We start from the raw sequence: 18,745 nt of genomic DNA on the forward strand, positions 1-18,745 counted from the left end.
GCTTCTTGTAGGATCATGAGATGCTGAAGCACGCCGACAGCTATAACGTCATCGCGATCGGTGCGGGGCCAGCTAATCTGAGTTTGGCAGCGCTCGCGGCTCCGATCCTGGACATTTCGTTGAACGTCCTTGAGAGCTCAGAGAAGGTAAAGTGGCATCCCGGTCTGCTTTTGGCAGGTGCCGTCATGCAAACCAGCCCGCTAAAGGACTTGGTCACACCGGCTGATCCGACGAGTGCATACAGTTTCCTCGCCTACTTGCATGATAAGAAGCGACTTTATCAGGCCATTGTTCGGGGACTGGCGTCTGTTACGCGTGGTGAATTTGAGGACTATTTGCGCTGGGCAGCGGCGAAGCTGGCGAACATTCAATTCGGCGAGCACGTGAGCGCAGTTGAACTGCGCGGCGAGGCCTTTAATATCATAACGAATTGCCGCAATTACCAAACCGGTACGATTGTGCTTGGCGTAGGCAGGGTACCGTCTGTTCCTGAGTGGGGCAGGAATGCGCCGCCAAACGAGGTGTTTCATGGGAGTACCTTTCTCCTGCGGCGACGTGAGCTTTCCGGCAAGCGTGTCGTGGTCGTAGGTGGCGGCCAAAGTGGGGCTGAAATATTCCTTCATCTTCTCAGTGGTGCATGCGGTCCATTGGGAACCCTGACCTGGGTGACGCGCCGCCCAAGCATATTCGCGCTCGAAGACAGTCCTTTCGTCAATGAATGGTTTTTTCCGCAGCAGGGTGATTGGTTTTTTGACCAGAGTGAAGCCGCCCGGAAGCAGATTCTTGAGCGACAATCGTTAGCGAGCGATGGCGTGAACTGCTCGACGCTGCGCGCAATCTACAATGCGCTGTACGACCGCGAGGTTCATAGACGGTCCTACCCGGCGCACGTAAAGATATACGTGGACACCACGGCGGAGGACTTGCGCGGCATGTCTCCCTTTCGCTTGGATTTGCGTCAGCGGAAGACAGGCACTTGTTCACAACATGTCGCAGACATTGTCGTCTTAGCCACAGGCTACCGCACCGAAATCCCATCGTTTCTGGAGCCGATCGCAGGCCGGTTCAAGGTCTTGAATGCCCCGGGTGGCTCGCAAGAGATCGTGGTCGACAAAGAGTTCTCGGCTCGCTTTGACGGTCCCGGGAAGTGCCGCTTGTACGTCCAGAATGGCGCACGCCTTCAGCATGGCATCGCTGATACAAATCTAAGCCTGGTCCCTTGGCGCGCTTCGCTAATCCTCAATTCGATCATCGGCCGTGTAGCCTACGATTGCGGGCCGGGAACTGGCGTCATCGAGTGGAGTAGCGTTGGCTTCGACGGCTCCTGCTGACCGGCGAACAAGTCTGCCACGACCACGGGATAGTCTTTCGGAGTATGCCATGAAGAATGCACGGTTGATGGCCCTGGGCGACATGACTGTCTATAGCCCCGGTGTCGTCTTGCAGCAAGTTGAAGAAATCGGTGATTCCGGGACCCCTTGTCCCGTCGAGCTCATCGAATTCCAGCTGGATCCGTTCGCTGTGTCGACGCCTCATTCCCATTCTTCCTGCGAGATCTGGCGCATCACGAGCGGGCAAGGTCGTGTGATCACCGACGATGGAGAATTGGCTATCAAGGCAGGCGATCTGGTGTTTCTGCAGCCGCATCGAACCCATTATTTGGAAAATCGCGGCAGCGAAGTCCTGAGTGCTTTGTCTATCGCCTGGGAGGGAGCTCGATGACCGACAGCATTTACGACCTAGCGGTCATTGGCGCCGGCGTCATGGGCCTGAGTGCCGCCTTTATTGCTGCGAGCAGCCGGCCAGGGGATAGAATCGTCATCTTCGATCGAGAGACCGTTGGGGCAGGTGCCAGTGGGTTTGCCCCCGGAATCCAAATCAACATCGGTCGCAATGAAAAGGAAAGAAGCCTCCTCAATCGTGGTACAAAGATTTGGCGAGAGATCTATCCCCATGGGCGGCCCGGCGGTCGAGACTGCGACGTATTGTGGTTGACGCGCGATCCGGAAGAACTCACGCGAACGAGCTGTGTGGTTAGCACCGTCCCATCGACTTCTTTTGCACTCAGGGAGAGACTTTCCTCGCTGCCGCAGTTTTTGATTCCCAGCGATATTGTCGTGGCGCTGGATCGGGGGTCTTATTGTCCAGTCAATTCAATTGTTCAGGACTTGGCCCAAAGGCTCGGGGCTGTCGGGACGTCGATACGGGAGCGCACATCGATTGCGCGGATACGGCAAAGACCGAGCCATCTTCTTCTTGAGAGCTCTGATCATAGCGAACTCCTGGCAAGACGGGGCGTTCTTGCAATTGGTCCATGGCTGCCAGACTCGCCGTTGCGCGCGCACCTCGCCAAGGAGCCGCGGTTGCGAGTTAAAAAGGTCGTCGCGCTTCACTTGGCGGCGCGCCCCACTACGAACTGTCCAATGATAGGCTTGTTTGATGACTATGCGTTCCTGATTCCTATGATCGAGGAGGGGTATTGGCTGTTCAGTTTCACCTCGCAAGAATGGGATGTGAGGCCTGACCCAGGTGGGCTGCACGTTAGTTCGGATGATCTCGCGCGCGCCACCGCAATCCTGACGAAATGGTTTTCTCCTGACATCCCCGCGGTAGCATCAGCGCGTGCGTTTTGTGACTGCTATTCTGACGATGGTGTCCCGTTTTCTCGCCCAGCTCAAGATGTCGCCGGTCTGTATGTCATTGGCGGTGGTTCAGGTAACGGGTTTCGTTTTGGGCCGGCGTGCGCGGAAGAGGCAATTGGATCGCTGTATTCTCACCATCGATAGTCTTCGGCGTACCGTGATGAAAAGACATATGCCGATCGGTCTCGAAGCCAATCCCTATTTCGAACTTACAGATGCCGTTCGTGAGACGTCGAGATCGACCATGATTATTGATCTCAGCGCCATTGAATCCAACTATCGAAAGTGCCAGGCGCTTGCGCCTCGCAGCGCTTGCGGCGCCGTCGTCAAAGCCGATGCCTACGGTCTTGGCGCGACACGTATAGCGCCCTTCCTGGCGTCCCTCGGCTGCGCGCATTTTTTCGTCGCCGATGTGGAGGAGGGCATTGCCTTGCGCGATGTGCTGCCATTATCGGCAAGGATCTATATGCTCTACGGCGTTAGGCCGGGTATGGAGTCGGCGGCCGAGCAGCACAATTTGTTGCCGATTCTCAACAGCAGGGAACAATTGGAGGCCTGGCTTCGGCATTGCCGACTTCGCAATCGCGCGCTGCCAGCAGGAGTTCATGTCGACACCGGCCTGTCTCGATTGGGGTTTTCCACTGATGAGTTGCACACAATCGCCGAAAATAGAAGCGGACTATCTGAATTTCCTGTCGTGCTGTTGATGAGTCAGCTCGCCTGTGCAGAGTGGCGAAACGAGATCTGTCTCCAGCAGCTAAATCGGTTTCGCAGACTTTCCCACTTGTTCCCGAATGCGGTTCTTTCTCTATCGAATTCGGCCGGATTGTTTGCCGGACGTGAGTTTCATTTTGATCTCGTGAGATCGGGGGGGGGAATTTTCGGCTTCGCGGCGTCCGATGATCCCGATTTCAAGCCAATGCAAGTTGTTCATCTGCGAACGCAAATTATTCAATGCCGTAAAGTCGAGCATGGGGAAGCGATTGGATACTTCAGGTCCTACACAGTAAAGAAGCGGATGCGGGTTGCGACCGCCGCGATTGGTTATGCAGATGGCTTTCCACGTAATCTGGGTAATCGAGGGCATGTCTTCATACATGGTCGTCGTGCGCTTATCGTCGGCTTCGTTTCGATGGACCTTATCACCATCGACGTAACTGACCTGCCCGAGAGCTGGACGCCGGCCGGGACAGTGGTGGACCTCATCTGCCCCGAGCAGACTGTCGCAGATATGGCGTCAGCCGCGAAAATGTTGAGCGACGAACTGACCACGGCGATGGGACGACGATGCCGCAGGCTTTACGTCTCATCCGCAAGAGATGATATGAGGCACCGGTGAACTCCTCCGCGCTCCGATCCCAGCAAGTCAATCGAGCGATTTACCTAGGCGATGAAGGCGGACGTCTCATGCGTCCCGGTTACTTCACTGCCGAGGTGCGTCAATTTCATCATCGTGAGAGACTATTTTACCTCGATCTCCTGTGCACGGCCCACTACAAGTTGATTATAGAAGTAGGTTGTAGTGGCTACCGCCTTATCGGCATCAAGAACGATGACAATGATTATCTTGGCATCGAAATAAATCCACCTCGTATTCGCCGCTTAAAGAGCAGGAGAGGAGCGGTTATCCGCTGCGAGGCCAGAAAATTTTTCAAAAGAACGCGGCTAATCGATGAGATAATGCGCCGATATGATAGAAAGGTGCTCTGCATACTGCCATTTAATTTTATTGGCACGATGGATGCGCCGATGGAATTCCTGTCGCTGGTCTGTAAATCGCCGTTTGACCTAGCTTTGTCGCTCTTTTCGACGAGCGAGACGGCAACGGTGGCTCGCCACGAATACTATGAACTTTGTGGCATCACCGTTCAGGGGGTGGCGCGCACGGATGACTATGTTCGATTAGATTGCTCCAACGGTTTCCAGGCGTTCGCTTTCAATCCGGTCTTTCTGGTGAACCACATATCGTCGTATGGCTTCCGCTTGAATGACATGGAATGTTATGATGTCTGTAACTTCCTTCATTTCAAAAACGAGTCATCCTGAAATGAGCGGTCAGTAATGCCAACTAAGCCCAAAAATAGACACGGGGTCGACGCCAGCCGGATCACTAGAAAGCAAGCACGGAAAACCGGAACTAATCGCATAGCCCGGCACCATCAGGCAACGATGAGGTTGCAACCAGCCAAGCCCAAACCTGCGACACGCGCGATCGGGAAGATGATCCAATCCGGAGTTTCTTTCGGCTTTGTCCCTGCTTTCTAGATGAAGCAGAAATCGTCCCTCCTAGCCGCGACATTCCGAGAGCAAGGCGCCCTCTTCGGCTTTCTTCAGACTGTGTCGCCCAAGTCACCAATAGGCCGGAGCTTTGGCCTATGCTGACCCTGAGCGAGGACTTTCATGTACGACGTCTACTTGAACGAACGGAACGACCTTCTCGTCGTTCCTCGAGGCAATTCCATTCCGATCGATCTCAACAGAAACTGGCGGAAGAAACGTGTGGTGCGTTCGGTTAGCGAGCAGATCCGCGAAGATGTTCGGATCTACGGCTACCATCGGCGAAAATTGCCGCTAAGTCGTTCGATGAAAACCGTAGCTGACAAGCTAGCTTGATCTACAAGCAATGAGCGATCGAAAAAAATAGCGGACGGTCGTGAATTCCTCGCGTTTCATTTCCGGACCGATCGGCGCAACCGAGAGCACCAAACCGTTTTCTGGGGCCGGCAAGCGATCGCCTACCACACGCGGGATCATTAGGGACGAATAGAGCTTCGGAAAAATAACACGTGTGAATCTCAGCGAGGAACCCAGGCTTCCTAGGTATCTTAATCCTAAGCTGCACCGTTCCTCAGCGGCTCCGTTGGCCCCTGACCCTCGGCGTTTTGGTCTGCGAGATCGGAAAAAATTCTGATAGCCCGCGAAGCTGCTCGTCATCGGCGCCGTCGAGCGGTAGGCAGGTGCGATCGCTTCTGCATCATGCGCGGAATGAGGGATCCAATAATTATCGCTCATGGGACGTCATTGATATGCTTCGTTGAATCGGTGAATTCAACTCGCGCTCGATCAGCGCAATTCTACAGTATATCTCGCAGGTTTACCCACCGTCATGTCGGAAGCCGATCCGTTCGAAGACCAAGGGGTCGGGAGAAAAGTCGGACTTACCAACTTAGGTCTGAGCCGGATCACCGCTAATTAAACGGCTTGATGGCTTCGGCGTTGGCGTTCTCGGGGGCCAACCGCTAATCCACTTCGGGCTGGCAATGGCTCCCTGGTGCAAGCTTGGCCGAAGAAAACCCCGGCATTGCTGCCAGGGTTCTGCCTGTCGAATCTTTAAGAGAGGGATCAGAAGTCCATGCCGCCCATGCCGCCGCCCGGAGGCATCGCGGGACCGGGCGCGATCTTCTTCGGCAACTCGGCAACCATCGCTTCTGTCGTGATCAGCAGCGCCGCCACCGAGGAGGCGTTCTGGACTGCGATGCGCACGACCTTGGTCGGGTCAATGATGCCCTTGGAGACAAGGTTGCTGTACTCGCCGGTCTGCGCGTCGTAGCCGTAAGAGTACTGATCCTTCTCCAGGACTTTACCGACCACGACCGAGCCATCTTCACCGGCGTTGATCGCGATCTGCCGAGCCGGCCAAGACAGCGCCTTGCGCACGATTTCGACGCCGGTCTTCTGGTCGTCGTTTGTGGTGCGCAGGCCCTTGAGATGCTCGGAGGCACGGAGCAGGGCGACGCCGCCGCCCGGGAGAATGCCTTCCTCGACGGCCGCGCGGGTCGCGTGCATCGCGTCATCAACGCGATCCTTGCGCTCCTTCACCTCGACCTCGGTCGCGCCGCCGACGCGGATCACCGCGACGCCGCCCGCGAGCTTGGCGAGACGCTCCTGCAGCTTCTCACGGTCGTAGTCCGAGGTGGTCTCCTCGATCTGCGCCTTGATCTGGGCAATCCGGGCGTCGATGTCGGCCTTCTTGCCACTTCCGTTGACGATCGTTTCGGCGACGATGACCAGCGGCTTGCCGGTCTGCACCACGGCCTCGAGCAGCGGCAGCAGCTCGTTCAGCGAGGAGAGCTTCTTCTCGTTGATCAGGATGTAGGCGTCGTCCATCTCGACGCGCATCTTGTCGGCGTTGGTGACGAAGTAGGGCGAGATGTAGCCGCGGTCGAACTGCATGCCCTCGACGACGTCGAGCTCGGTCTCGAGCGACTTGGCTTCCTCGACCGTGATCACGCCCTCGTTGCCGACCTTCTTCATGGCGTCGGCGAGGAACTTGCCGATCTCGGCATCGCCGTTGGCCGAAATGGTGCCGACCTGGGCGATCTCCTCGTTCGAGGTGACCTTCTTCGAGTTCTTCTGGAGGTCCGCAACGACAGCTTCGACCGCGAGGTCGATACCGCGCTTCAGATCCATCGGGTTCATGCCGGCGGCGACCGACTTGGCGCCTTCGCGCACAATGGCAGCCGCAAGCACGGTCGCGGTGGTGGTGCCGTCGCCGGCAGCATCCGCCGCCTTCGACGCCACCTCGCGCACCATCTGGGCACCCATGTTCTCGAACTTCTCCTCGAGCTCCACCTCCTTGGCGACGGCGACGCCGTCCTTGGTGATGCGGGGGGCGCCGAACGACTTCTCGAGCACCACGTTGCGGCCCTTTGGACCGAGGGTGACCTGCACGGCGTTGGCGAGAATGTCGACACCGCGCAACATGCGGTCTCGCGCTTCTACGCCGAACTTGACTTCCTTGGCTGACATAATCGAAATTCCTCAGTTTAGTCTCTCATCCTTCGACGCGCCCGGGGCAAGGCGTTCGTCAAGGGCTGAATGGATGTGGAGCGCTGGACTAGGCGGCCTTCTTCGTCGAAAACACATCGGTGAGAACGCCCATAATGTCGCTCTCCTTCATGATCAACAGCTCCTGACCGTCGACCTTGACCTCGGTGCCTGACCACTTTCCGAACAGCACCCGATCGCCGACCTGGATATCGATCGGAATCAGCTTACCGGTCTCGTCACGGCCGCCTGGGCCAACCGCGACGACTTCGCCCTGCGATGGCTTTTCCTTGGCTGTGTCGGGAATGATGATGCCGCCAGCTGTCTTCTCTTCAGCGTCGATTCGCTTGACCACGACGCGGTCGTGAAGCGGACGGAAATTCATGCAGGCCTCCTAATATTTGAAGATGCTTTGGATTTTGGAGTGTTAGCAGTCCAGCCTAGCGAGTGCCAGACTGGCTTTGCTGGAGATAGGCCAAGCCTTGGCGGCGGGCAAGTGCCTCTAGCAGAAAAATTGGCACTCGCGAGTGTCGCCTGCCACGATCGTTTCGGCATCCTTAATGCCGCCAAAGGGGGCGCCGGGGCTATTAGCAGATGCGGTAAGCTGCTGCCAACGCAAGAAATTTCAACAACCTATTAAACATTTAGGCTTGAGATGGGTTAGTCGCGTGCGTCACATTTCTCTCATGTGAGCGCATCCATTGCCGGTGGTCCGGCGGGGAGGTCGGCCATCACGTGAATGCGCTCCGTCACAGGAGGTTGGCATGGTCTCGCGAGTTGGTGGGGTTGTTTCCGACGATTTCCGGAAGCAGTTGCTGGGGTACGGGCTGACGACGGCGCAAATCCTCTATCGGATGCCGGATCACCCCTCGTTGCTGCAGACCTATGTCTGGCAGAACTACGACCTGTTTCCGAAATTTCCGGCGCTGCAGGATTTCCTCGCGTTCTGGCAGGCGAAGCTCGAAGGCCCGCTGTTTTCGGTGACGGTGGCGCATTCCAAGCTGGTCAAGCCGGCTGAGCTGCGTGCCGTCGACGGCGTGTTCCGGCTGCATTGAGCGGGCAAGGGGGCAAAAGCGCGCGCTGCGCCTTTGCTCGCCTCGCGGCGCGCGACTTGTGTTAGCCTTCGTCCGTCACAAAAAGACGGGAGGCGAAACAATGGCCAAGAAGACGGCATCAAGATCGGCAGCCAAGACCGCGGTGAGGAAGAAATGGTCGGGGCTCGGCGCGGGCGCCAAGAAGACGTCTGGGAAATCGTCCGCGCGCAAGACCATCAAATCGAAGGCACGCGTCTCGGCGGCCAAGAAGAGCGCGCCGAAGGCTGCAACCAAGGCGCGGCCGAAGCAGCGCGTTGCGATCAGCCATCACCGCGAAGAGGACTTCAAGGCCGACGGGCTGCGCGCCTATGCCAAGTACCGCGACCTCGGCATCGCCGCGGCCTCGCATGGTCTCGCGCAGGCCCACGTCATCCGGCTGCAGGGACCGTGCAATCCCGATGAAGTGTCGAAGCTGCACTTCCACGACGTCGACTTCCAGATGGTCTATGTGCTCAAGGGCTGGGTGAAGACCTACATGGAAGGCGAGGGCGAGACGCTGATGCAGCAAGGCAGCGCCTGGACCCAGCCTCCGCGCATCCGGCACATGATCCTGGACTACTCCGACGACGTCGAACTGCTGGAGGTGATCCTGCCGGCCGAGTTCAAGACGGTGGAGCTGAAGGCGTAGGCTCCAGCGCAGTCGTCATGGCCGGGCTTGACCCGGCCATTGATCCTATTTCGCAAGGACCTTTCAGTTTTGATGGATGCCGGGTCAGGCCCGGGTACGACGCGTTTCGTGGTGCGGACGGAGTGAAGCGAAATCCGGGACGCGCACGCAACTTGGATGGCCCCGCGTTGCGCTCCGTTCTTGCCGTCATTCCCCGGTGCGCAATTGCTCACCGGGGAATGACGTGGGGACACACAGCCTCTGGACACTGACTTCCGCCAGCGCCTCGAATATGGCCGGCGTGCGTTCCAGGCGGGCGATGGTTCGCGCGCCTTCGAGGGCGGCGACCAAGGCGGCGGCGGTCGAGGATGCGCGGGCGGGAGCGAAACCGCATCCCCTGAAATGTTCGGCAATAATCTCGGTCGAATCCACAAATCCGCGCGCCACCCGTCTGGTCAGTTCAGCGTCGAGCGCGGGCAGCTCATTCGCCAGATTCTGCATGAGACATCCATACTGGAAATCTGAGGCGACCATTTCGGCGGCGAATGTGCCGAAAATCTGCTGGATAAAATTCAGGGCATCACCCGTCGTATTCGCCGAGATATTTCGCAACACAGCAATCCTGCTCGCGACGTAATGATCGATCGCTTCTTCTGCGAGCTGTGCCTTGCCGCGTGGAAAGTGAAAGTAGAACGATCCTTTGGGAGCACCGCTTTCTTCAATGATCTGGGTCAGTCCCGTCGCAGTGTAGCCCTGGATGCGAAACAGTCGTTCGGCCGTGGCAATCGCTCGAGCGCGGGCATCAGTCTTACGTGGCATGCCGCCAACCTAATACGTTTCGCTTGACGTCGCTATGGTGATCGCCATACTATGGCGATCACCATAGAATGGGTCCGGTGATGCCGCTCGACCTAATCCCAAGCTCGGAACCATCCCGACGAGTCGTCCTGGCGATGGGCGCAGCCAGCCTCGTTGCGGCTTCATTCGACCGGTCCGCGCAACCCCCATGGGAGGAGCTGATTTGACCGCATCAACATATCGCGGGGGCACGCTTCCCGAGGGGGTCCGCTCGCGCATGATCCATGGGGTCAACGGCCTCGATGTTTATATTCTCGAGGCCGGCTACGAAAGCCCCGGCCGGCCGCTCGCGCTGCTTCTGCACGGCTTTCCGGATCTGGCTTATGGCTGGCGACACTTGATCCCAATTCTGGCTGATGCCGGCTATCACGTCGTAGCGCCCGACCAGCGGGGTTTTGGCCGCACCACCGGTTGGATGCACGGCTATGACGCCCCGCTCGGGCCCTTCAGCCTCTTGAACATGACGCGTGACGCCCTCGGATTGGTTTTGGCGTTGGGATATCGGCGTACGGCAATGCTCGTCGGGCACGACTTCGGCTCGCCTGTGGCGGCCTATTGTGCGCTCGCCCGACCCGACGTCTTTCCCTCGGTGGTGCTGATGAGCGCACCGTTTCCCGGTCCGCCTGCGTTTCCGTTCAACATTGCGGACAGCGAGCCATCGTCGGTTCAACCGAACACTGGAAATCAAAAGTTAGCCGCCGCGCTGGCGGCGCTCGATCCGCCGAGACAGCATTATCAGCAATACCTGACCACACGGCAGGCCAACGATGACTTGTGGCACCCCCCTCAAGGTCTGCACGCGTTTCTACGTGCATTCTTCCACGTCAAGAGCGCTGACTGGCCGGGAAACAAGCCGCATCCGTTGCAGGCGCCAACCGCCACAGAACTCGCACGAATGCCGACCTATTACGTGATGGATCTCGGCCAGACGATGCCGCAGACCGTCGCTCCATTCCAACCTTCCGCCGCCGAGGTCTCGGCCTGCAAATGGCTCACCGAGCCGGAGCTTGCCGTGTACACGGAGGAGTATGGCCGCACCGGATTTCAAGGTGCCTTGCAGGCCTATCGCGTCTTTTCCGATCCTGACCTGAACGCTGAGTTGCGCCTGTTCTCGGGCAAGACGATTGATGTCCCGTCGCTCTTCATCGGCGGGACAAGCGATTGGGGCACCTATGCGGCGCCGGGCGCGCTCGATCTGATGAGGACCAAGGCGGCGACGAGGATGGGTGACATCGAACTGATCGACGGCGCCGGTCACTGGATCCAACAGGAGCAGCCGGTTCGGCTCGGCGCGCTGCTGTTCGCCTTCATCAAGGAGGTGGGTGGAGTGGATCACGCCGGCCGTTAGGTCGGGGACGTCATCGCCCCCACGATCGCGCCCATCAGGCAGGTCGTCAGCGTGCCCGAGACGATCGACTTCAGCCCGAGCGCGTTGATCTCGTCGCGCCGCTCGGGCGCCATGATGCCGAGGCCGCCGATCATGATGCCGAGGCTGGCGAAGTTGGCAAAGCCGCACATCGCGTAGAGCATGATCAGCCGCGAGCGCGGATCGAGCGCGTCGGGGCCGAGCTTCGACAGGTCGACATAGGCGATCAGCTCGTTCAGCACGGTCTTGGAGCCCATCAGGCTCCCCGCCGTGATCGCCTGCGGCCAGGGCAGGCCCATCAGCCAGCACACCGGCGCCATGACGTAGCCGAGCAGGCGCTGCAACGAAATCTTCGCGCCGCCGATCTCCGGCAGCAGGCCGATGATCGCGTTCGCCAGATACACCAGCGCAACCAGCACCAGCAGCATCGCGATGATGTTCATCAAGAGCTCGAGCCCCGCGGCCGTGCCCTTCACGATGGCGTCCATCGTCGACGACACCTGGATATCGGGATTGTCGAGCGATCCGCCGGTGCGCTTGTCCGAGGTTTCCGGCACCATGATCAGGCTCACCAAAATTGCGGCCGGCGCGCCGAGCACCGAGGCGATGACGAAATGCGCGGCCGCATCCGGGATCAGCGGCGCGAGCAGCGTGGCGTACAGCACCAGCACGGTGCCGGCAATCCCGGCCATGCCGCCGGTCATCACCAGAAACAATTCGCTGCGGGTGAGCTGCGCCAGATAGGGGCGGATGAAGAGCGGCGCTTCGACCATGCCGAGGAAGATGTTGGCCGCGGTCGAGAGCCCGACTGCGCCGCCGACGCCGAGCGTGCGTTCGAGCAGCCAGGCCATGCCGCGCACAACGGGCGGCAGCACGCGCCAATAGAACAACAGCGTCGTCAGCACGCTCATGACCAGCACGATCGGCAGCGCCTGGAAGGCGAGGATGAAATCCGAGCCCGGTGCCTTGGGATCGAATGGCGCCGGGCCGCCGCCGACATAGCCGAACACGAAGGCGGTGCCGGCGCGCGTCGCGGCCGCGATCGTGCCGACCGCGTCATTGATCGCGCCGAAAGCCTGCGTCACCAGCGGCACCTTGATCAGCACCAGCGCCGTGACGATCGTGACGGCAAGCCCGATCGCCGCCTGACGCAGCGACACCTTCAAGCGATTCTCGCTCAGCGCCCAGGCGATCAAGAGCAACGCCACCACCCCGAACGCCGATTGCAACTGCAGCATCACGCCCCCAAGAACACTCACGCGATTATGGGCAGGGGCCTCGCGCAGCGCAATGCTGTTGCGCGTTCAGCTGGTCGCCATTGACAAGTTGCAGGCGCTCGGCCACGCAATCATCCATGTCCTCCGCCACGCCGGCCGGCGCCCGCGATCTGCTCGGCCACAGACCTTTCCTGTTCTTCTTGTCGTCGCGCAGCCTGTCGCGCTTCTCCAGCCAGATCGGCGCGGTGGCGATCGGCTGGCAGATCTATGATCTGACCGGCAGCGCGTTCGACCTCGGCATGGTCGGACTGGTGCAGTTTCTGCCGACGGCGCTCTTGGTGTTCGTCGCCGGCCACGCCGCCGACCGCTTCGAGCGCAAGCGCGTCGTGCAGGCCTGCCAGATCGCGGAGGCGCTGACCGCATTGTTTCTCGCCGCAAGCACCTTTGCCGGCACCATCTCGGAGATCCAGATCTTCGTCGCGACTTTCGTGCTCGGGATCGCCGGCGCGTTCGAGAGTCCGGCGACCGCCGCGCTGTTGCCGCTGATCGCGCCGCAAGGCTCGCTGCAGCGGGCGACCGCGATCTCGAGCGGCGCGGCGCAGCTCGCGACCATCACCGGACCCGCGCTCGGCGGCTTCGCCTATGCCCTGATGCCGAGTGCGCCCTACGGCATCATGATGGTGTTCTGGCTGTTCGGCGCGCTGCTCACCGGCGGCATCGGCCGGTTGCAGCAGGCGCCGGTGAAGAACGGCGGGTCGTCGGACGATCTGTTTGCCGGCGTCACCTTCGTTCGCCGCAATCCGGCGATCCTCGGCACCATCTCGCTCGACTTGTTCGCGGTGCTGTTCGGCGGCGTCACCGCGCTGCTGCCGATCTATGCGCGCGATATCCTGCAAGCCGGCCCGCTCGGTCTCGGCATCCTGCGCGCCGCGCCCGCGGTCGGTGCGCTCTTGATGACGATGGTGCTGGCGCGGCACACCATCAACCGCCGCGTCGGCATGCGGATGTTCCAGGCGGTGATCGTGTTTGGCGTTGCGACGGTGGTGTTCGCGCTGTCGCACTGGATGTGGCTGTCGGCCTTCGCGCTCGCGGTGCTCGGCGCCGCGGACACGATCAGCGTCGTGATCCGCTTCTCGCTGGTGCAGCTCGCCACCCCCGACGAGATGCGCGGCCGCGTCGGCGCGGTGAACTTCCTGTTCATCAACGCGTCGAACCAGCTCGGCCAGTTCGAGAGCGGCGTCACCGCGGCGCTGCTCGGCACCGTGCCGTCGGCCGTGCTCGGCGGCGTCGCCACGGTCGCGGTCGCGCTGCTCTGGATGAAGCTGTTCCCGGCGCTGCGGGACGTGGAGAAGCTGGAGTAGGGCTGCTCTCGCCACCCGTCATTGCGAGGAAGCAATCCATCTTTCCCCGCGGGGATCGATGGATTGCTTCGCTTCGCTCGCAATGACAGTTGATTGTGGCTCTGGATTCACTTCGCCAAGGCGAGGGAGAGATTTCGGAATAATGGAAAAGTACCCCTGATTTGCCCGGCGTGTCAAGTTGCCGCGTCGAGCGCCGGCAGCCTACTGGCTACTTTGCATGGGGTTGTTTTCGATATTTTGGCAGCGCGCCCCGGCGACGGTCGGCCGGGACAAGCCCGGCCGGCCGTCGTGATAGCCCTGCCGCAAGCGGGGGAAGGGGCAGATCAGCCCCGGCCCACGAACGGCATCTTGGTCGCCATCACAGTCATGAACAGCACGTTGGCGTCGAGCGGCAGGCCCGCCATGTAGGCGACGGCATCGCCGACTGCCTTGGCGTCCATGCGCGGCTCGTGCTTGGTGGTGCCGTCCGGCTGCAGCACGCCGGGGCCGTTGACCATGCGGTCGGTCATCGGGGTCGCGGCGTTGCCGATATCAACCTGGCCGACCGCGATGTCATACATGCGGCCGTCGAGGTTGGAGGCTTTGGTGAGGCCGGTGATGGCGTGCTTGGTCGAGGTGTAGGCGGCAGAGAACGGCCGCGGCGCGTGCGCCGAGATCGAGCCGTTGTTGATGATGCGGCCGCCGCGCGGCTTCTGGTCCTTCATGATGCGGAAGGCGTGCTGGGTGCACAGGAACGGCGCGGTCAGGTTGGTGTTGACCACGGCCTGCCACTGCTCGAGCGGCAGGTCCTCGAAGTTCACCGGCGGAGCGCCCATGCCGGCGTTGTTGAACAGCACGTCGAGCCGGCCATAGGTCGCCTTCACCTTGTCGAAGAGCGCGGCGATCGCGGCCGGGTTGGCCATGTCGGCCGACACGCACAGGCTCTTGCCGGCGGGGCCGAGCTTGGCGGTCTCTTCCAGCATCTCCATGCGGCGCCCGGCGAGCACCACGGTGTAGCCCTTGTCCATCAAAGCGAGCGACGCGGCGCGTCCGACGCCGGTGCCGGCGCCGGTCACGAGTGCGATCTTGCTGGTTGCCTCAGTCATCCGAGTTTCCTCTTACTTGGTTTTTGCTTCGGTTTCGTTCTTGTAGGGTGGGCGTGGAATGTTCTGGTGCGCTGCGCGCAGCGCTGCCGACCAGCGCGAGCGCAGGTCGTGGAAATAGGGCTCGCCGGCCTCGATGCGGTGGTTGAGATCGGCCTCGCAGGCGTCGGTGCGCACCACCAAGACGTCGATCGGCAGGCCGACGCCGAGGTTGGAGCGCATCGTCGAATCCATCGAGATCAGCCCGGTCTTCAGCGCCTCGTAGAGCTCGACGTCGTAATGCATGGCGCGGTCGAGCACCGGCTTGCCGTATTTGTGCTCGCCGATCTGCAGGTATGGCGTGTCGGTGGTGCATTCGATGAAGTTGCCGGCGGTGTAGACCATGAACAGGCGCATCCGCGAGCCCTTGATCTGGCCGCCGAACAGGAACGAGACGTCGAACGAGATATCCTCGGCGCGCAGCGCATCGCCCTCGGTGGCGTGCACCGAGCGGATGGCGCGGCCGATCCGCTGCGCCGCCTGGAACATGGTCGGCGCGTTCATCAGCGTTTCGAGCTCGCCGGTGTCCGGATTTTCCATGCCCTCGGTCAGGGTCGACAGCACCGACTGGCTGATCGCGAGATTCCCGGCGCTGGCGATCGCCATGATGCGCTCGCCGGGCTTTTCGAAGATGTGCAGCTTGCGGAAGGTCGAGACGTTGTCGAGGCCGGCATTGGTGCGGGTATCGGCGATCATGACGAGCCCGTCGCGCACCAGAATTCCGCAGCAATAGGTCATTTCAAGTCCTCAGACGGTCCGAGTTTCTCGGCCGGAAACTAGTAGCCAATTTCGCGGATGCATCCAACCCCAATTCCCCCTGACGGCAGACGCCGTGGCCCGTCAAAGAGGGGCGGGACGACCGAGCGATGGCCGGCACCTGTCCCAGCCGTCCAGGTTGCGGGGCGCATTCCGGTCTCGCTCTGCGTTGCGCGCAGCCGGCAATGATCTTGGCCTCGCGTCGTTGCGAGGGGCGGGGTGTTGTGCTCGACTGCCTGCAACCGACGACAACAAGAAATTTCGGGAGGCGGGAATGTCGTTCAAACTGGCCGTGCGCATCGTGGCATTGGGACTCGCGGCGATGGCCGCGAGTCCTGCATCGGCGCAGAAGAAGGGCGGCACGCTGCGGCTCTATCACAATGACAATCCGCCCTCGACCTCGCTGCTCGAGGAATCCACCATCGCCTCGGTGATGCCGTTCGCGGCGGTCTTCAACAACCTCGTGGTCTTCGATCCGGCCAAGGTGCACGAATCGATCGACACCGTGATCCCCGATCTCGCCGAGAGCTGGTCGTGGGACCAGACCAACACGAAGCTTACCTTCAAGCTGCGGCACGGCGTGAAGTGGCATGACGGCCAGCCGTTCACGGCCAAGGATGTGCAATGCACCTGGCGGATGCTGATCGGCAAGAGCGAGACCCAGGACTTCAAGCGCAACCCGCGCAAGGTCTGGTACTCGAAGCTCAGGGATGTCAGCGTCAATGGCGAGGATGAGGCGACCTTCGAGCTGACCGAGCCGCAGCCCGGCCTCTTGGCGCTGCTCGCCAGCGCCTTCTCGGTGGTCTATCCCTGCCACGTGCCGCAGCAGGTGATGCGCACCAAGCCGGTCGGCACCGGGCCGTTCAAGTTCGTCGAGTTCCGGCGCGGTGACTCCATTCGTCTGATCCGTAACCCCGATTACTTCAAGAAGGACCGGCCGAATCTCGACGAGATCACGGTGCGCTCGATCGACAGCCGCGCCACGCGCATGCTGGCGTTCGCGACCGGCGACTATGACATCACCTTTCCGTCCGACGTCAGCATTCCCCTGATGAAGGACGTCAAGGCGCGGGCGCCGAACGCGATCTGCGAGATGACCTCGACCAATCTGCAGATCAATCTTCTGGTCAATCGCGTCAATCCGCCGTTCGACAATCCGGAGATCCGCAAGGCGATGTCGCTGGCGCTGGATCGCAAGGCCTTCAACAGCATCCTGTTCGAGGGCACCGGCCGGCTCGGCGGCGCGATGCAGGCCAAGCCCGAAGGCGAGTGGGGCATGCCGCCGGAGATCCTGTCGACACTGATGGACTACGGGCCCGATACCGAGAAGAACCTCGCCGAAGCTCAGGCGGTCATGCAGAAGCTCGGCTACAGCGATGCCAAGCCGCTGTCGATCAAGATCCAGACCCGCAATCTGCCGACCTATCGCGACCCGGCGGTGATTCTCGCCGACCAGCTCAAGAAGATCTACATCGTCGCCGAGCTCGACATTCTGGATACGCCGCGCTGGTACTCGCGGTTGCAGCGCAAGGATTATACCATCGGCCTCAATGTCACCGGCGTCAGCGTCGACGATCCCGACGGCAATCTGGTCGAGAACTATTCCTGCAACTCCGAGCGCAACTACACCCAGTACTGCAACGCCGAAGTCGACAAGCTGCTGGCGGCGCAGTCGCGCGAGGTCGACAAGGACAAGCGCCGCAAGATCGTGTTCGGCATCGAGCGCCTGCTGGTCGACGACGCCGCGCGGCCGGTCATCCTGCACTCATCGGCCGGCAATTGCTGGCAGCCCTACGTGAAGAATTTCCATCCGCACGACAACAGCCAATACAACAATCTGCGTTTCGAGGATGTCTGGCTGGACAAGTAACGCGTGGTGGCCCGAGGGCGACGACGTGCGCCGTCGCCCTCGTGCGCTTCGTAACTCACGCGCCGATCGCCGGGGGCAAGTTTGCGACGGCGCCCGTCAGTCAGGCCGCCTAGAGATCCATCGGGATATCCGACGTAGCTACGGGAGCTCGGATATCAGCTTGGTCCATTCCGCCTCGGGCCAGGCCCGTGAGGTGCAAGTCCGTATGTTTCCCAGAGAGCTGAGGGCAAGCGCGAGTTTTGTGATGTTGTCGCCGAGCGGCGCTTCGGCGAGGAGAAGGATGTCATGCTCGCCGGAGGTGAGATAGACCTCCTTGATTTCGACACCTAGCGTCTTGGCGAGTTCTTTCGCCGCTCGGCTGCGCTTGGGAGCTTCCTTGACATTACGAATTCCTTGGTCGGTCCAGTCGATCCTCAATATGAATGTCGCCATGTCGTCCTCCAAGGGTTAAGCACTGCCCTTGTCTGCCGCGCGCGCGGCAGGCCAACCTGCTTCATGTTGTAGTTGAGGGAGCGCCACATAAGGCAGGCGCTGCTTTCAGAGTGCGATGCCTGCCGACGGCCTGACCGCTGCCCGTTCCTTCAAACGGCGACGTCGGCCCGTCCCGTCGCAAAGGGCAGCTCGATGCAGATTACGCCATGTCGTTTGTCGGAGAAAGAGGCTCCCCGTGTTGTGATCGGAAGCGCCATCTGGTGAAAGTCAGGTGTGGGTGTAGTCGCCGGGTTTCAGTCCGAGCGCTTTCACAGCCGCTTCGGGAAGCGGCCCCAGTGCTTCGACCGTTTCATTCGGGGCCATCATGTCCGCAATGATCGCCGTGGCCCTTGCCGCGTCTCCTTCAGCCACGAAGAAGACCGAGCGAACAGGCGGGCCGCCGTCCAACGGCGCAGTTGTTACGAGGACAACCTGACCATTTGCCATGTTCTCTTATACCGCTATTGCGGCGCTGCTTCCATGCCGACGCAGGCGTCAAGAGCGAAGTTGCCCCAGTATTGCATCGTCGCAGCTCGAGCACCAAATAGCACAACGTGGGACGCAGAACCGCTCCAGGAGCGAGGGCGTGGCCAGCAAGAGAGCAAGCGAAGAGCT

Annotated in this window: 19 protein-coding genes; 11 read left to right on the forward strand and 8 right to left on the reverse strand. The window is 60.7% G+C overall.

What is annotated here, in order from left to right:
- The first annotated feature begins 20 nt into the window (after positions 1–20).
- From E2I15_RS01790 to E2I15_RS01815, 6 genes are all read left to right on the forward strand, one after another.
- Positions 21–1,331, forward strand: a complete 1,311-nt coding sequence (locus E2I15_RS01790; protein ID WP_137484099.1) for a lysine N(6)-hydroxylase/L-ornithine N(5)-oxygenase family protein — start codon at positions 21–23, stop codon at positions 1,329–1,331.
- 49 nt (positions 1,332–1,380) lie between these two features.
- Positions 1,381–1,722, forward strand: coding sequence for a cupin domain-containing protein (locus E2I15_RS01795; protein WP_137484097.1), 342 nt, complete (start codon positions 1,381–1,383; stop codon positions 1,720–1,722).
- The gene (locus tag E2I15_RS01800) at positions 1,719–2,786 is read left to right on the forward strand and encodes an NAD(P)/FAD-dependent oxidoreductase (RefSeq protein WP_137484095.1); all 1,068 of its coding nucleotides are present in this window, start codon (positions 1,719–1,721) and stop codon (positions 2,784–2,786) included. Before E2I15_RS01795 ends, E2I15_RS01800 begins: the two co-directional genes overlap by 4 nt.
- Positions 2,787–2,814: 28 nt before the next feature.
- Positions 2,815–3,981 carry an alanine racemase gene (alr, locus tag E2I15_RS01805; protein ID WP_137484094.1) on the forward strand — a complete coding sequence of 389 codons (1,167 nt, stop codon included), beginning with the start codon at positions 2,815–2,817 and terminating at the stop codon, positions 3,979–3,981.
- Positions 3,978–4,688 carry a hypothetical protein gene (locus E2I15_RS01810; RefSeq protein ID WP_246668481.1) on the forward strand — a complete coding sequence of 237 codons (711 nt, stop codon included), beginning with the start codon at positions 3,978–3,980 and terminating at the stop codon, positions 4,686–4,688. The genes alr and E2I15_RS01810 overlap by 4 nt, the downstream gene beginning before the upstream one ends.
- A gap of 354 nt (positions 4,689–5,042) precedes the next feature.
- The gene (locus E2I15_RS01815) at positions 5,043–5,255 is read left to right on the forward strand and encodes a hypothetical protein (RefSeq protein ID WP_097675044.1); all 213 of its coding nucleotides are present in this window, start codon (positions 5,043–5,045) and stop codon (positions 5,253–5,255) included.
- Between the two features lie 729 nt (positions 5,256–5,984).
- On the opposite strand, the gene groEL is transcribed toward E2I15_RS01815, so the two are convergent.
- Together groEL and groES are read right to left on the reverse strand one after the other, a co-directional pair.
- The gene (gene groEL / locus E2I15_RS01820; RefSeq protein ID WP_155262176.1) at positions 5,985–7,391 is read right to left on the reverse strand and encodes a chaperonin GroEL; all 1,407 of its coding nucleotides are present in this window, start codon (positions 7,389–7,391) and stop codon (positions 5,985–5,987) included.
- Between the two features lie 88 nt (positions 7,392–7,479).
- On the reverse strand, positions 7,480–7,794 hold the full coding sequence (groES, locus tag E2I15_RS01825) for a co-chaperone GroES (protein ID WP_137484070.1): 315 nt from the start codon (positions 7,792–7,794) through the stop codon (positions 7,480–7,482).
- A gap of 379 nt (positions 7,795–8,173) precedes the next feature.
- On the opposite strand from groES, the gene E2I15_RS01830 reads away from it, so the two are divergent.
- Both E2I15_RS01830 and E2I15_RS01835 read left to right on the forward strand, forming a co-directional pair.
- Complete coding sequence (locus tag E2I15_RS01830) at positions 8,174–8,464, forward strand: usg protein (RefSeq protein ID WP_026192965.1); 291 nt, start codon at positions 8,174–8,176, stop codon at positions 8,462–8,464.
- A 100-nt stretch (positions 8,465–8,564) separates the two neighbouring features.
- Complete coding sequence (locus tag E2I15_RS01835) at positions 8,565–9,131, forward strand: cupin domain-containing protein (RefSeq protein ID WP_137479995.1); 567 nt, start codon at positions 8,565–8,567, stop codon at positions 9,129–9,131.
- Positions 9,132–9,317: 186 nt separating this feature from the next.
- Here the strand turns inward: E2I15_RS01835 and E2I15_RS01840 are convergent, their stop codons facing one another.
- Positions 9,318–9,929 (reverse strand): TetR/AcrR family transcriptional regulator, encoded by a 612-nt coding sequence (locus tag E2I15_RS01840; RefSeq protein WP_137479994.1) that lies wholly within the window; start codon positions 9,927–9,929, stop codon positions 9,318–9,320.
- A 202-nt stretch (positions 9,930–10,131) separates the two neighbouring features.
- Between E2I15_RS01840 and E2I15_RS01845 the strand changes: the two genes are divergently transcribed.
- Positions 10,132–11,316 (forward strand): alpha/beta fold hydrolase, encoded by a 1,185-nt coding sequence (locus E2I15_RS01845; RefSeq protein ID WP_246668179.1) that lies wholly within the window; start codon positions 10,132–10,134, stop codon positions 11,314–11,316.
- Here E2I15_RS01845 and E2I15_RS01850 read toward each other — a convergent pair.
- Positions 11,313–12,572 (reverse strand): NupC/NupG family nucleoside CNT transporter, encoded by a 1,260-nt coding sequence (locus E2I15_RS01850; protein ID WP_137479993.1) that lies wholly within the window; start codon positions 12,570–12,572, stop codon positions 11,313–11,315. The two genes, E2I15_RS01845 and E2I15_RS01850, sit on opposite strands and share 4 nt — an antisense overlap.
- Before the next feature lie 116 nt (positions 12,573–12,688).
- Here E2I15_RS01850 and E2I15_RS01855 point away from each other — a divergent pair, with 116 nt between their 5' ends.
- The gene (locus tag E2I15_RS01855) at positions 12,689–13,912 is read left to right on the forward strand and encodes an MFS transporter (RefSeq protein ID WP_137479992.1); all 1,224 of its coding nucleotides are present in this window, start codon (positions 12,689–12,691) and stop codon (positions 13,910–13,912) included.
- 323 nt (positions 13,913–14,235) lie between these two features.
- Here E2I15_RS01855 and E2I15_RS01860 read toward each other — a convergent pair whose 3' ends face one another.
- A complete protein-coding gene (locus E2I15_RS01860; RefSeq protein WP_137479991.1) occupies positions 14,236–14,997 on the reverse strand; it encodes an SDR family oxidoreductase in 762 nt (253 codons plus the stop codon).
- A 12-nt stretch (positions 14,998–15,009) separates the two neighbouring features.
- Positions 15,010–15,771: a proteasome-type protease gene (locus E2I15_RS01865; RefSeq protein ID WP_016846384.1), complete on the reverse strand. Its 762-nt coding sequence runs from the start codon at positions 15,769–15,771 to the stop codon at positions 15,010–15,012.
- 292 nt (positions 15,772–16,063) lie between these two features.
- On the opposite strand from E2I15_RS01865, the gene E2I15_RS01870 reads away from it, so the two are divergent.
- Positions 16,064–17,659, forward strand: coding sequence for an ABC transporter substrate-binding protein (locus tag E2I15_RS01870; protein ID WP_137479990.1), 1,596 nt, complete (start codon positions 16,064–16,066; stop codon positions 17,657–17,659).
- A gap of 138 nt (positions 17,660–17,797) precedes the next feature.
- Here E2I15_RS01870 and E2I15_RS01875 read toward each other — a convergent pair whose 3' ends face one another.
- Both E2I15_RS01875 and E2I15_RS01880 read right to left on the reverse strand, forming a co-directional pair.
- Positions 17,798–18,091: a GYD domain-containing protein gene (locus E2I15_RS01875; protein WP_026192964.1), complete on the reverse strand. Its 294-nt coding sequence runs from the start codon at positions 18,089–18,091 to the stop codon at positions 17,798–17,800.
- 267 nt (positions 18,092–18,358) lie between these two features.
- Entirely contained in the window at positions 18,359–18,577 is a 219-nt protein-coding gene (locus tag E2I15_RS01880) for a hypothetical protein (protein ID WP_137479989.1), read from the reverse strand.
- Between the last annotated feature and the right edge of the window lie 168 nt (positions 18,578–18,745).

Origin of the sequence: Bradyrhizobium sp. BR2003 (genome assembly GCF_009720285.1) — a bacterium.
GTDB classification, from domain to species: Bacteria; Pseudomonadota; Alphaproteobacteria; order Rhizobiales; family Xanthobacteraceae; genus Bradyrhizobium; species Bradyrhizobium elkanii.

What these genes read in the sequence shown, in the direction of transcription:
- alr (WP_137484094.1), top strand. Translation starts at nt 2,815, where the DNA reads ATGCCGATCGGTCTCGAAGCCAATCCCTATTTCGAACTTACAGATGCC.
- E2I15_RS01875 (WP_026192964.1), bottom strand. Translation starts at nt 18,091, where the DNA reads ATGGCGACATTCATATTGAGGATCGACTGGACCGACCAAGGAATTCGT.
- groES (WP_137484070.1), bottom strand. Translation starts at nt 7,794, where the DNA reads ATGAATTTCCGTCCGCTTCACGACCGCGTCGTGGTCAAGCGAATCGAC.
- E2I15_RS01795 (WP_137484097.1), top strand. Translation starts at nt 1,381, where the DNA reads ATGAAGAATGCACGGTTGATGGCCCTGGGCGACATGACTGTCTATAGC.
- E2I15_RS01860 (WP_137479991.1), bottom strand. Translation starts at nt 14,997, where the DNA reads ATGACTGAGGCAACCAGCAAGATCGCACTCGTGACCGGCGCCGGCACC.
- E2I15_RS01850 (WP_137479993.1), bottom strand. Translation starts at nt 12,572, where the DNA reads ATGCTGCAGTTGCAATCGGCGTTCGGGGTGGTGGCGTTGCTCTTGATC.
- E2I15_RS01855 (WP_137479992.1), top strand. Translation starts at nt 12,689, where the DNA reads ATGTCCTCCGCCACGCCGGCCGGCGCCCGCGATCTGCTCGGCCACAGA.
- E2I15_RS01880 (WP_137479989.1), bottom strand. Translation starts at nt 18,577, where the DNA reads ATGGCAAATGGTCAGGTTGTCCTCGTAACAACTGCGCCGTTGGACGGC.
- E2I15_RS01790 (WP_137484099.1), top strand. Translation starts at nt 21, where the DNA reads ATGCTGAAGCACGCCGACAGCTATAACGTCATCGCGATCGGTGCGGGG.
- E2I15_RS01830 (WP_026192965.1), top strand. Translation starts at nt 8,174, where the DNA reads ATGGTCTCGCGAGTTGGTGGGGTTGTTTCCGACGATTTCCGGAAGCAG.
- E2I15_RS01865 (WP_016846384.1), bottom strand. Translation starts at nt 15,771, where the DNA reads ATGACCTATTGCTGCGGAATTCTGGTGCGCGACGGGCTCGTCATGATC.
- E2I15_RS01815 (WP_097675044.1), top strand. Translation starts at nt 5,043, where the DNA reads ATGTACGACGTCTACTTGAACGAACGGAACGACCTTCTCGTCGTTCCT.
- groEL (WP_155262176.1), bottom strand. Translation starts at nt 7,391, where the DNA reads ATGTCAGCCAAGGAAGTCAAGTTCGGCGTAGAAGCGCGAGACCGCATG.
- E2I15_RS01800 (WP_137484095.1), top strand. Translation starts at nt 1,719, where the DNA reads ATGACCGACAGCATTTACGACCTAGCGGTCATTGGCGCCGGCGTCATG.
- E2I15_RS01835 (WP_137479995.1), top strand. Translation starts at nt 8,565, where the DNA reads ATGGCCAAGAAGACGGCATCAAGATCGGCAGCCAAGACCGCGGTGAGG.
- E2I15_RS01870 (WP_137479990.1), top strand. Translation starts at nt 16,064, where the DNA reads ATGTCGTTCAAACTGGCCGTGCGCATCGTGGCATTGGGACTCGCGGCG.
- E2I15_RS01840 (WP_137479994.1), bottom strand. Translation starts at nt 9,929, where the DNA reads ATGCCACGTAAGACTGATGCCCGCGCTCGAGCGATTGCCACGGCCGAA.